This is a genomic window from Nonomuraea sp. NPDC004186, assembly GCF_053603495.1.
Map to the genome: position 1 here is coordinate 48,798 of NZ_JBSGFQ010000047.1, position 12,646 is coordinate 61,443.

Annotated in this window: 8 protein-coding genes; 1 reads left to right on the plus strand and 7 read right to left on the minus strand. The window is 71.5% G+C overall.

Annotated elements, in window-relative coordinates:
* Positions 1-23: 23 nt before the first annotated feature.
* The 7 genes from ACWEPL_RS33160 to ACWEPL_RS33190 form a co-directional block, all read right to left on the minus strand.
* Positions 24-1,715 carry an ABC transporter family substrate-binding protein gene (locus tag ACWEPL_RS33160; RefSeq protein ID WP_363966274.1) on the minus strand — a complete coding sequence of 564 codons (1,692 nt, stop codon included), beginning with the start codon at positions 1,713-1,715 and terminating at the stop codon, positions 24-26.
* Between the two features lie 30 nt (positions 1,716-1,745).
* A complete protein-coding gene (locus tag ACWEPL_RS33165) occupies positions 1,746-3,758 on the minus strand; it encodes an ABC transporter ATP-binding protein (protein WP_363966272.1) in 2,013 nt (670 codons plus the stop codon).
* Entirely contained in the window at positions 3,755-4,669 is a 915-nt protein-coding gene (locus ACWEPL_RS33170; RefSeq protein ID WP_363966624.1) for an ABC transporter permease, read from the minus strand. Before ACWEPL_RS33170 ends, ACWEPL_RS33165 begins: the two co-directional genes overlap by 4 nt.
* Positions 4,669-5,652: an ABC transporter permease gene (locus ACWEPL_RS33175; protein WP_350739178.1), complete on the minus strand. Its 984-nt coding sequence runs from the start codon at positions 5,650-5,652 to the stop codon at positions 4,669-4,671. The genes ACWEPL_RS33170 and ACWEPL_RS33175 overlap by 1 nt, the downstream gene beginning before the upstream one ends.
* Before the next feature lie 100 nt (positions 5,653-5,752).
* Positions 5,753-8,104 (minus strand): AAA family ATPase, encoded by a 2,352-nt coding sequence (locus tag ACWEPL_RS33180; protein ID WP_452438514.1) that lies wholly within the window; start codon positions 8,102-8,104, stop codon positions 5,753-5,755.
* A gap of 64 nt (positions 8,105-8,168) precedes the next feature.
* Positions 8,169-9,065 (minus strand): haloalkane dehalogenase, encoded by an 897-nt coding sequence (locus tag ACWEPL_RS33185; RefSeq protein ID WP_452438515.1) that lies wholly within the window; start codon positions 9,063-9,065, stop codon positions 8,169-8,171.
* A gap of 15 nt (positions 9,066-9,080) precedes the next feature.
* Complete coding sequence (locus tag ACWEPL_RS33190) at positions 9,081-10,856, minus strand: tetratricopeptide repeat protein (RefSeq protein ID WP_452438516.1); 1,776 nt, start codon at positions 10,854-10,856, stop codon at positions 9,081-9,083.
* A 260-nt stretch (positions 10,857-11,116) separates the two neighbouring features.
* Here ACWEPL_RS33190 and ACWEPL_RS33195 point away from each other — a divergent pair, with 260 nt between their 5' ends.
* A complete protein-coding gene (locus ACWEPL_RS33195; RefSeq protein ID WP_452438517.1) occupies positions 11,117-12,646 on the plus strand; it encodes an MFS transporter in 1,530 nt (509 codons plus the stop codon).

A 12,646-nucleotide genomic window follows, 5' to 3' on the forward strand; every position in this document is an offset into this window, starting at 1 on the left:
GGCCGCCGACACTTCCGAACGGGTCAGCCGGTGAAGCCGATGTCCTCGTAGCGGAGGTCGTAGAAGCCGCGGGCCCCCACGTTGGCCAGCGTCTGGCGGGCGGCGACGTTCTGCGGCCGCTGGTAGAGCGGCAGCACGTTGACCTCCTGCCAGATCAGCGCATCCGCCTCGTTGGCCGCCGCGCGCGCCCGCACCGGGTCGAGGCTCTGGGCGGCGCGGTTCATGGCCTGGTCGATGGCGGGCGAGCCGGTACGGCCGAAGTTCGCGTTCCAGGTCTTGCCATCGGCGGAATTGGCATAAATCCCGAAACTGCTGGAAACCGGGAAAGGCGTCCCGATGTATGCGAAGGGCGTGATGTCGAAGTTGCCGGGGATGACGTACTTGGTGAAGAAGTCATCGCTCGGCACGGCCTGAATGGTCAGCTTCACGCCGATCTGGGCGAGCATGGTCTGCGCCAGCTCCCCCTCCGCCTTGCTGATCTGAACCCCCGACGGCACCACGAACCGCAGCTCCAGCACCTTGCCGTTCTTCTGCCTGAACGAGCCGCTCAGCTTCCACCCGGCCGCGTCCAGGAGCCGCCGCGCCTGACCGGGGTCGTACGCGCCGAGCTTCCCGGCGTTGTCCTGGTAGCCCTCCTGGGTGTTCATGAAGAAGTGGTTGTTCAGCAGGGCGATCGGCCAGTCGAGGCCCTGGAGGTCCGACTGCGCGATGGCCTGGCGGCTGATGCCCAGCTGGACGGCCTGCCGGACGTTGCGGTCCTTGAGCAGCTCGCTGGACCCGTTAAAGGTGAAATGCCGGAAATCGGGGCCAGCCGCCTGCCGCACCTGCGCCCCAGGCGTGCCCTTCGCCCGCGCGTAGTCGGGCGCCGACGGCCCCACGTCGATGAGGTCGAGCTCCCCGTTGCTGAACGCCGAGATCAGCGAGTCCTGCTCCGACGACCGATAGATGATCTTGTCGAGCTTCGCCCGGTTCCCCCACCACGAGTCGTCCCGCACGATCGTGATCGTCTTCGCCGTCTGGTCGAACCCTCCGAACCTGAACGGCCCGGCCGTCATCGGGATCTTGTTCAGCCAGGCGTTGTCGAAGGCCTCGGGCGTCCGGTTGGTGGCGGCGGGCAGCAGCGGCCCGAACAGCGCCTGCCAGTCCCCGAACGGCTTGTCGAACGTCACCACCACCTCGAAGTCGTCCTTCCCCCGCGCCACCTTCTCGATGTCCTGGTAGCCGGTGGACGAGGCGATGTGGAAGGCCGGATTGCGCCCGTTCAGCGCGTGCCACTGGGCCTCGTAGTCGGCCCAGGTGATTGGCTTCCCGTCGGACCACTTCGCCTTCGGGTTCAGCTTGTACGTGACCACCTGCTTGGGCCGCTGGGCGGTCACCTCGGCGTCGAGCACGTAGTTGCGGTCGACCGAGATCTCCGCCTTCTCGTCGGAATGGAACGGCGAGGGCAGCAGCGCGTTGCTGACCACGGCGGCCATGGCCAGGTTGCCGTCGACGTGGTTCCTGTTCCACTGCGCGGGGAACTCGTTGATGCCCCACCGCAGCGTCCCGCCGTCCTTGACCTTGTCGCGCGGCTGCGGGTTGATGTCGTAGGCCTTGATCGTACGTTCGTCACCGCCGCTCTCCCGGCCCGGCCCGCTCCCCGTGCCCTTGCCGCAGCCCGCCAGGCACAACGAGCCCGTGACAACGGCGGCCACGACAAGACGTGATGCTTTCATCGAGAGAATTCCTCCTGGTCAGAGCGAGGTCTATACGACTTCGCGCCTCTCGGCGTAATGGCAGGCCGCCCCCTGGTCCTCGCCCAACGGACGCACCTCGGGCTCGACGTCCACGCAGAGCCTGCGTTGTTCGTCGGTGAGCTCGCCGCGGAACTTCGGGCACCTGGTGCGGAATCGGCAGCCCGTCGGAGGGTTGGCCGGGCTGGGCAGGTCGCCTTCGAGCAGGATCCGCTCCCGGGCGCGCTCGCGTACCGGATCGGGCAGCGGGATCGCCGACAGCAGAGCCTGCGTGTACGGGTGCGCCGGGGCGTCGAACACGGCGTCCACCTGGCCGATCTCGGCGATCCTGCCGAGATACATCACCGCCACCCGGTCGGCGATGTGCCGCACGACGGCCAGGTCGTGCGCCACGAACAGGTAGGACAGCTCCAGCCGGGCCTTCAGCGAGCCGAGCAGGTTGATCACCCCGGCCTGGATCGACACGTCCAGCGCGGAGACCGGCTCGTCCAGCACCAGCAGCCGGGGCTCCAGGGCCAGCGCTCTGGCGATGCCGATGCGCTGCCGCTGGCCGCCCGAGAAGTCCTGCGGGTAGCGGGCCGCGTGGGAGGCGTCGAGCCCGACCAGGGCGAGCAACTCGGCGATGCGCCGCCCGGGGCGCCGCCGCCCGTGCGTACGCAGCGGCTCGGCCAGGATGTCGTGCACCGTCATGCGCGGGTCGAGCGAGGCCAGCGGATCCTGGAAGACGACCTGCATGTCGCGCCGGATCGCCTTGCGCTCGGGGCCGCTCAGCCGCGCGGTGTCGCGTCCGAGCACGACGATGCGCCCGCTCTGGGGCGCGGCCAGCTCCAGGATCTGCGTCAGCGTGGTCGTCTTGCCGCTGCCCGACTCGCCGACCAGCCCCAGCGTCTCGCCCTGCCGGATGTCGAAGCCGACCCCGGCCACCGCGTGCACCGTGCCCACCCTGCGTTTGAAGATCGCGCCCTTGAGCAGCGGATATTCCTTGACCAGGCCGTGCACCTCGAGCACCGTGCGCTCGCCGCGCTCGCGCCGTCCCGGTTCGACGGGGACGAGGACGGGCTCGCGGGGGCGTACGTCCTGCCAGCGGATGCAGGCCGCCCGGTGCCCCGCCCCCACGTCGAACAGCGGCGGCTCGCCCTCGTCGCAGGCGTCGATCTTCATCGGGCAGCGCGGCGCGAACGGGCACCCCGGCGGCAGCGCCTCGGGGGAGGGCGGGCTGCCCTCGATGGGCGCCAGCGGCTGCCGCGCGCCCCGGTCCACGCGCGGGATCGAGCCGAGCAGGCCCACCGTGTACGGCATCCGCATCCCGTAGTAGATGTCATCGACGTCGCCGACCTCGACGGGACGCCCGGCGTACATGACCAGCACCCGGTCGGCGAACCCGGCCACGACCCCCAGATCATGCGTGATCATGATGATCGCGGCGCCGGTCTTCCGCTGCGCCTTCTTCAGCACCTCCAGCACCTGTGCCTGGATGGTGACGTCGAGCGCGGTGGTCGGCTCGTCGCAGATGATCACGTCGGGGTCGTTGGCGATGGCCATCGCGATCACCACGCGCTGCCGCATGCCGCCGGAGAACTCGTGCGGGAAGGCCAGCGCCCGCTCGGCCGGCCGCGGGATGCCCACGAGCTCCAGCAGCTCGACGGCCTTGACCATGGCCGTCTCCTTGCTCACCCGCTGGTGCACGCGCACCGCCTCGGCGATCTGGTCGCCGACGCGGTAGACGGGGGTGAGCGCCGAGAGCGGGTCCTGGAACACCATCGAGATGGTCTTGCCGCGGAAGGACGTCAGCTCCCGCTCGGGGGCCCCGATCAGCTCCTTGCCGTGCAGCCGTACGGACCCGGTGACGCGCGCTCCGGGCGGCAGCAGCCCCATGACGGCCGCCGAGGTGACCGATTTGCCCGACCCCGACTCGCCGACGATGCCCAGGACCTCGCCGGGCTCCACGTGGTAGCTCACCCCGCGTACGGCCGGCACGCCGCCGAACGACACGTTGAGGTCGGTGACCTCGAGGACCGGGCTCATCGCCGCCTCCTCCGCGAGGTCGAGGGGTCGAACGCGTCACGCAGCGCGTCGCCCATGAGGTTGACCGCGAGCACGGTGACCACCAGCAGCCCCGCCACGAACCAGAACGTCCACGGCGCGTAGACCGCCGTCCTGGACCCGTCGGCGATGAGCGTCCCGAACGACACGTCGGGCGGCTGGATGCCGAACCCGAAGTACGACAGCGAGGTCTCGGTGAGGATCGCGCTGCTGACGTTGAGCGTGGCGTCCACGATCAGCAGCGACGACAGGTTGGGGATCACGTGGCGGAAGATGATCCGTACGGGGGACACGCCCATGAAGCGGGCGGCCTGGATGAACTCCCGCTCCTTCAGCGAGATCGTCATGCCCCTGACGATCTTCGAGGTGACCATCCACAGGAACAACGCCAGCATGACCACGAACAGCGGCCACTGCCCGGTCTCGAACAGCGGCGACATGATCGCCAGGATGAGGAAGCCGGGCAGCACGAGCAGCAGGTCGGTCACCCAATTCAGCGTCCGGTCCGTCCACCCCAGGAAGTAGCCCCCGAACGCGCCCACCACGGCCGACAGCGCCGTGGAGATCAGGGCCGCGAGCAGCCCGACGACCAGCGACTTCTGCATGCCGCGCAGCGTGACCGCGTAGACGTCGGCGCCGGTTTGGAGCGTTCCGAACCAGTGAGTGGCCGACGGCGGCTGCATGAACGCGGTGAAGTCCTTGTCGGTGTACGTCCACCTGGAGAAGATCGGCCCCGCGAACGCCAGCAGGAACATCGCGGCCAGCACCGCGAACCCGACCCGCCCCTGCGGGGAGCGGAAGAACCGCCCGGCCACCACCCGCAGCCGGGACGGCGCCGTGGCCGCCGTGCCGTCGGTCAGCTCCTCGGCGAGCTCCTCGTCGGAAAGCGTCATCACGCCCGCACTCTCGGGTCGAGCGCCGCGTGCAGCAGGTCGGAGACCAGCGCGGAGCACAGCACGGCGACGGCGGCGAGAAGGGAGATGGCCGCGACGGTGTTGACGTCGTTGCTGAAGATGGAGTTGATCAGTTGCTCACCCAGCCCGTGCCAGCCGAAGATCTTCTCGGTGAAGGTCGCCCCCGTCAGCAGCGCCCCGAACGTGAACGCGAAATAGGTCACGACCGGGATGAGCGCGGTCCGCAGCGCGTGCTTGACGAGCGCCCGGCGCCTGCTCAGCCCCTTGGCCAGGGCGGTGCGGACGAAGTCGGCGCCCTGCACGTCGAGCATCATGTTGCGCTGGTAGCGGCTGAAGACCGCGACGAGCCCCACCGACAGCGAGATCGTCGGCAGGATCAGGTGTTGCAGCCGGTCGACCACGTGCCCCCAGAACCCGGCCTCCAGTCCGTCGGTGTACTCGCCGCTGACCAGGAACACCGAGCGGCCGAACACGTTCTCGTTGGCCCAGGCGGCGACCAGGATCAGCATGTTGGCCAGCACGACCACCGGCACGGCCAGCACCACGAAGGACAGGGCGGTCGAGATCCGGTCGAACCAGCCATACTGGCGGACCGCCGCGAAGGCGCCCACCAGCACCCCGAGCAGGCTCCCGAACAGCATCCCCAGCACGACCAGCCGGGCCGTCACACCCATGCGCCGCTTGAGATCCTCATTGACCGGGGCGCCCCCGACGGACTTGCCGAAGTCGCCGCGCATCACCCCGCCCGCCCAGGTGGCGTAGCGCTGCAGCAGCGGCGTCTTGTCGTTGAGGTTGAGCGCCGTGAGCTGCGCGTCCACGACGGCGGGCGGAGGTTTTGGCGTGCGGTCCGCGTAGTTGGAGCGGGGATTGAGAGCCGTGGCAGCCAGAAGGTAGGCGAGACTGGCGGCCACTACGACCAGCACGGCGTAGTTGAGCAGCCTGCGGGCCAGAAACCCCGCCATCGCGCTCCCCCTCCGACGCGCACCGCACGTAGTTATATTGCTACACCATGTGACGGGTCGCGCGCAGGGAACCGCCGAAGATGGTCGGCTCTGGAGATGGTCAGCGTCCGGAAAGCTCGTCCACGGCGGTGCGGACGTCCTCGCTCGTGATCGTCGTCAGGTCGGCGGAGCTGGCGGACCCGCCGCGCGAGGCATGGGCGGCCAGCCGCACGTCGCGGCGCATGGCGGCGCGCTCGAACAGCGACCTGGCGAAGCGGCCGTTGCCGAGCCCGTCGATCAGCCGCTCCTCGCACACCCAGGCGAACACGTCGTCGAGGTCGCGCAGCGCCTCCTCGTCGAAGGTGTCGCCGGCCTTCCCGGCCAGCAGCACCGCGATCTCGGACAGCTCCTGCGGCGAGTAGCTCGGGAAGCCCACCCGCTGGTTGAAGCGGCTGGCCAGGCCGGGGTTGGTGGACAGGAACGCGTCCATCTCGCGCTCGTAGCCGGCCAGCACGATGACGAGCCGGTCGCGGTCGTCCTCGGCGCGCTTGAGCAGCGTCTGCACGGCCTCGGCGCCGAACGCGTCGCCGCCCTGGTAGCCGGGGTTGACCAGGCTGTAGGCCTCGTCGATGAAGAGCACGCCGCCCAGGGCCCGGTCGACCAGCTCGTTGGTCTTGATCGCGGTGGCGCCGAGGTGCTGGCCGACCAGGTCGGCGCGGTGCGCCTCGACCACGTCGGGCCTGGCCAGCAGGCCGAGCGCGGCGAAGATGCGGCCGATGACCCTGGCGACCGTGGTCTTGCCGGTGCCGGGCGGGCCGACGAACACGAAGTGCCGCATCTGCGGCGGCGTGGGCAGCCCGCGCTCCTGCCGCATGCGCGCCATCTGGAGCTGGGCCGCGATGGCGTGGACCTGCCGCTTGACGGGCGCGAGGCCCGCCATCCTGTCGAGGTCGGCCAGCGCCTCCTCCAGCGTGGGCGTGGCGACGTAGCCGCGGAAGCGCGCGGTCAGCTCCTCGAACGCCTTGGTCACGTCGGGCGTGGTGGTGGTCACCAGGTCCTCGGTGGTCGGGGTGCCGCCCGCGCCCACCACACGCACGTCACGGGCCTGCGCGGCGGCCTCGACCAGGCTGCGCGCGAACCTGGCGTTGCCCAGCTCGTCGACCAGGCCGCGCCGGTGCACGTCCTCGAACAGGCCGAGCAGCACCCGCCTGGTCTCGGCGTCCATCGTGTCGCCCCGTCGCCGCTGGAGCAGCTCGGTGACCTCGACCAGCTCGGCGGGGGAGTAGCCGGGGAAGCGCACCCGGGTGGCGAACCGGCTGGCCAGCCCGGGATTGCTGGACAGGAACGCGCCCATCTCCTGCTCGTAGCCGGCCAGGATGATGATCAGCCGCTCGCGGTCGTCCTCGGCGCGCTTGAGCAGCGTCTGCACGGCCTCGGCCCCGAACCTGTCGGGCTGCCCGTCGGAGGAGTTGACCAGCCCGTACGCCTCGTCGATGAAGAGCACGCCGCCCAGGGCCCGGTCGACCAGCTCGTTGGTCTTGATCGCGGTAGCGCCCAGGAACTCGCCCACCAGGTCGGCCCGCTGCGCCTCGACCACGTAGGGGGTCTCCAGCAGGCCGAACGCGTAGAAGATCTTGGCGAGCGCGCGGGCGACGCTGGTCTTGCCGGTGCCGGGCGGGCCGAGGAAGACGAAGTGCCTGGTGGGCCGCTCGGTGGTGTAGCCGGCCTCGGCGCGCAGCCGGGACGCCTCGATGGAGGCGGCGATCGAGCGCACCTGCTCCTTGACGGGGGCCAGGCCGACCATGCTCTCCAGCTCGCTGAGCGCCTCCTCGACGGAGATCTGCGGAAGCCCGCCCTGCCTGTCCTGGGGGGACTCGGGCCTGCCCTCGCGCGCCCTGACGCGTACCTGCTGCTCCTCGGCCGCGGCGCTCTCCGCCTTGACCCTGCGGGCCAGCACGAACCGGTAGACCAGCACCGCGGCGGCCACCGCGTACGCCACCCAGACCGCCACGTTCGCCGAGACGAACGAGAGCGGCACGGCGAGCACGCCGGCGGGGGCGAGCGCCAGCAGCGTGGTCACCCACGGCGCCACCCAGCGGATGAGGTGGGCGCCCGCGGCGGCGGGCAGGGCCAGCGCGACCATCAGGTGCACCGAGCCGGAGCCCGCGGGGAACAGCCCGGAGAAGATCGGCAGCGTCAGCACGACCCAGCCCGCGACCACCAGCACGGTGGCGGCGGCGCGGGGGAAGCGCATGGTCAGCGCGACGAACGCGAGCCCCAGCAGGACGAGGGGGAAGGTGTTGAGCAGATTCCACCCGAGCGCCGCCCCCAGGCCCATGACGGCGACCAGCACCACCACGTAGAGGACCCGGCGCACGGCCGGGGGAATCTGGTAATAACGCAGCCGAACCTTCTCGAACAGATCCCGCGCCGCGACCCGCCCCGCGGCCTGGGCCCTGCCGGACTCCTGCATCACGCCTCCCCGGTCCGCCCCCGGTTATACCGCACCGGACCGACGATTGGGCGCTCCTGACACGCTAGGTGGAGGTCACGAAAGCGGCGATCTGTCGCCCGAGTTCGGCCCCCGCGTCCTCTTGCAGGAAGTGCCCGGCGCCCTTGATGACGGGATGCCGCAGGCCGGACGTGCCCGAGATCGACTTGAGCAGAATGGGCGCCATGCCCCCGGTGATCGGATCTCCGTCGGAGAACGCCACGAGGAAAGGCCGCTCGAGTGTCGTGAGAACCTGCCAGGCAGCGCGGTTGGCGGGCGCGGCCGGGTCGTCGGGGGTGATCGGGACGAGGCTCGGCATGACGCGAGGGCCCGCTTTGTACGACTCGTCGGGGAACGGCGCGTCGTAGGCCGCCCGGACCTCCTCGGGCAACTCCGTCCTGCAGCCGGCCTGGACGAGCCGGGCGATGTCCAGCACCGGGGCCTTGAGCACGGCGTTCCTGAACTGGTGCCACACCTCGGGCATGGGAATGTCACCCGTCGGCAAGCCCGTGTTGGCGGCCACGATCCTGGCGACGCTCTCGGGGTGCTCGGCGACGATCCGCAGCCCGATCAGGCCGCCCCAGTCCTGGCCGACGACGGTGACGCGGCTCAGCCCGAGCGCGTCCAGCAGCAGGGCGCGGGTCCACTCGACGTGCCTGGCGTAGGTGTGCTCGGCCTGGTCGGCGGGCTTGTCCGAGCGGCCGAACCCGACGAGGTCCACCGCTATCGCGCGCAGCCCGGCCGCGGCCAGCTCGGGCATGACGTGCCGGTAGAGGAACGACCAGCTCGGCTCGCCGTGCAGGAGCACGACGGGCTCGCCGTCGGCGGGACCCGCCTCGACGTACGCCATCCGCAGGCCGTCGGCGACCTCGGCGTAGCGGGGCTCGTAGGGGAAGCCGGGCAGGCCGGCGAAGCGCTCTTCTGGCGTGCGCAGGATACGCATAGAACAAGATTCTAGCTAGCGGCGCTGGTGCCGCCCAGGGAATTCGCCGACGAGCACTTGTTTGGGGGTGACACGCAGGACGTCGGAGTCGGGCTGGGCGATCCCGCGTACCTCCACCCAGAACCGCCGCTGCAGCGGGTCCGCCGCGAACACCGCCACCCTGGGGTCGGCCGCGATGGCGTCCCACGCCTCCAGTTCCGTGATCACCCGGAGCTCGCCCGACGAGGTGACGGTCGCCACCGCGCCGGCGACCCGGGGGCCGAGGGCGTCGCCGTAGGAAAGGACGATGCTGCGGGCGTACGAGAAGGTCTGGCGCACCTCCGCGTCCAGCGTGACGGACGGCTCGGCGCCCACGGGCAGGTCGCACATGATCAGGGAGGTCCGCAACGGGCCCGGCCCGCCCCGCCACCAGGCCCACGCCGCCCGCGCCCCGAACACGGCCATCGCCGCCGCGAGCGCGCCCAGCCCGAGCCGCCACGCCCACGTCGCCGCCGGCTCGGCCCGCCAGGCCTCCAGCAGCCCGCCCGCCGCGCAGGAGGCCGCGGCCAGGACGACGAGCGCGGTCGCGGTGGGCAGCCACCGGTCGCCGCTGTGACGGGCGCGCAGGTAGCCGCGCACCATCGGGTACGGCACCGCCACGGCGGCGACGGCGGCCCTGGGCTCCACCGCGAGCGCCCCGCCCACCAGCGGGACCAGCACGGACCAGGTCCTGCCGAGCAGGATCCAGAGCAGGACGCCGGCGTTCCTGCGGGCGGTGCGGTCGATCTGCGCCGCGTGGGCGTGCTCCCGGGCCTCCCCGGCGCGCGTGGTCTCGGCCAGCGCCAGGAGCGGGCGGCCGCGCCACGTCTCGGCCAGGGCCCGTACGGCCGCCAGCGCGGGCCAGCCCAGGACCACGATGCCCGCCAGCCCCGCCCAGACCGGGTCGAGCGCGGACGGAACGGACGGCACCGCCCCCAGCAGCAGCCAGGCGGCGAACGCGACCACCGACACGGCCGCCGACACCACCGCCGCGCCGAGCCAGGGATCCCGGCAGAGCATCGCGGGCACGTACGACCACAGCCCCACCCGCCGCGCCTGCCTGACCGTGAGCGGCGCCAGGAGCACCAGCACGGCGAACCCGCCGAGCTGGGTGTCCCGGTCGAGGAGGAGCGCGGCCCCGGCGATCGCGAGCGTGGCGAGCGCGACCAGCAGGCGGGCCTGGCGGGACCAGACCTCGAGCGCCCGCCTGACCCGGCCCGTCTCACGCGGGTCGACCGGCCAGGCGGGGTCGTGGTGCGGGCGGGGGCGGTCCCAGCGCAGCAGGGACAGGCCGAGGTTCATGCGGGCCTGGGGGTTCGCGGGGTCGGCGGCGAGCGCGGCCCGGTACGACCGCTCGGCGCCGGTGTGGTCGCCGCCCAGCAGGGCCAGGTCGCCCAGCATGACCTCGGGATCGGGCCGCTCCGGCGCGAACTTCCCGGCCAGCGTGGCGTGCTCCACCGCCTCCCGCGAGCGGCCAGGGGAGCGCCGCAGGATCGCGGCCAGGCGCAGGCGGGCCGGCCAGGAGCCGCGGGCCAGCTCCACGGCATGCTCGGCGGCGGGCAGCGCGTCGGCGTCGCGGCCCAGCCGTTCGTGGGCGAGGCTGATGAGCCGGTACGCCCATTCCGCGCCCGGATCCAGCTCGGCCGCGCGGCGGGCGGCGTCGAGCGCGGACTCGGGGCGGCCGGCGTTCAGCCTGGTCAGGGCCTCGTCACACCATTCACGTGAGGATCGGTCGGAAATATCGCCATTTCTGTCACTTTCGTCGCTCCCCACGGTCTCCATGATCGGGTCGAGGGCGAACCCTGGATAGATGCCGACATATGGCTGTATCTCTCTAGAGAGGTAACGGGGCATCTGTGGATCAGTCGATACTGCTATGACAAGTGCTGGACATGCCCTAAGCTGCGACGCAAGCCGGAGTGCGAGGAGTCGAGGCGGAGGAGCTCGGGAGGAGCGAGCGTCGAGCCGGGCTCCCGCCGCCGACCAAAGAGCACGTGCGGGCCCTGTCAACGGATCGGCCTGCAAGGAGGCCCATGACCGTCATACAGGCCGCACCCCTCGTACGGACTGCCGATCGGGAGCACGGGGACCGCCGCTGGTCCATTCTCGTGCTGCTCTGCGTGAGCCTGCTGCTGATCACCGTCGACGCGACCGTCCTGCACATCGCGGTGCCCGCGCTCACTGCCGCGCTGGAGCCGTCCGCGGTGCAACTGCTGTGGATCATCGACATCTATTCGCTGGTGGTCGCGCCGCTGCTGATCATGTTCGGCACGCTCGGCGACCGGTACGGGCGCAAACGGCTGGTGCTGTGCGGCTACGTACTGTTCGGCCTGGCCTCGGCCGGGGCCGCGTTCGCCCCGACGCCGCTGACCCTGATCCTGGCCAGGGCGCTGCTCGGCATCGGCGGAGCGATGATCATGCCGGCCACGCTGTCCCTGATCCGCCAGATCTTCACCGACAGGCGCGAGCGCGCCATCGCGCTGGGCGTCTGGAGCGCGGTGGCGGCGGCCGGCGCGGCCGTCGGCCCGCTCATCGGCGGCGTGCTCGTCGGCATCTGGTGGGGCGCCGTCTTCCTGATCAACGTGCCGATCCTGCTGGCGCTGATCCCCGCCGCCGTCCGCCTGCTGCCGGACTCGCCGGGGCGCAAGGACGGGGGATGGGACGGCGCGAGCGCGGTGCTGTCGGTGCTCGGCATCCTGGCGCTGGCGTTCGGGCTGAAGGAGGCGGGCTCGGGCAGCCTGATGCCGCTGTGGGCGTCGGTGCTGGTGTTCCTGGCCGGGCTGGGGCTGCTCTTCCTGTTCGTACGCCGCCAGACGCGCCTGCGCCACCCGCTGCTGGAGGTCGGGCTGTTCCGGCGGCGCGAGTTCACGACCGGGGTGGCCGGCGTGCTGCTCGGCGTGTTCGCGCTGGTGGGCCTGCAGCTCATGCTCGCCCAATACCTGCAGCTCGTGCTCGGCGACAGCCCGCTGCGCGCGGCGGTCCGGATGTTGCCGCTGGTGATCTCGGCCATCTCCGGTGGGCTCGCCGCCGCCCACATCCTGCCGCGCATCGGCATGCGGACCACGATGAGCGGCGGGCTCGGGCTCGTCGCGCTCTCCCTCACCCCCACGCTCTCCTGGGGCGTCGAGGGTCATCCCGTGATGCTGGCGTTCTGCTTCGTGGGCATCGGGTTCGGGGTCCAGGTCGCGCTGCTGGCCGCCTCCGACACGATCATGTCCGCGGCGTCGGAGTCCCAGGCGGGCGGGGCCGCGGCCATCGAGGAGACCGCGTACGAACTGGGCGCCGGCCTGGGAGTGGCCGTGCTCGGCACGATCACCGCCGTCGTGTACGCCCCCGGCCTGCACTCGGTGCCCGGCGTGTCCGCCAGCGGCATGGACAAGGCCAGGCAGTCGCTCGCGGGCGCGGCGCACGTCGCGCACGAGGTGGGCGGCAGTGCGGGCGGCGCCCTGCTCGACGCGGCCCGATGGGCCTTCGTGAACGCCCTGCACACGACCGTGGTCGTGAGCGTCGTCCTGCTCAGCCTGACCGCCGTCGCGGTGGCCACGCTGCTCAGCCGTGATTGA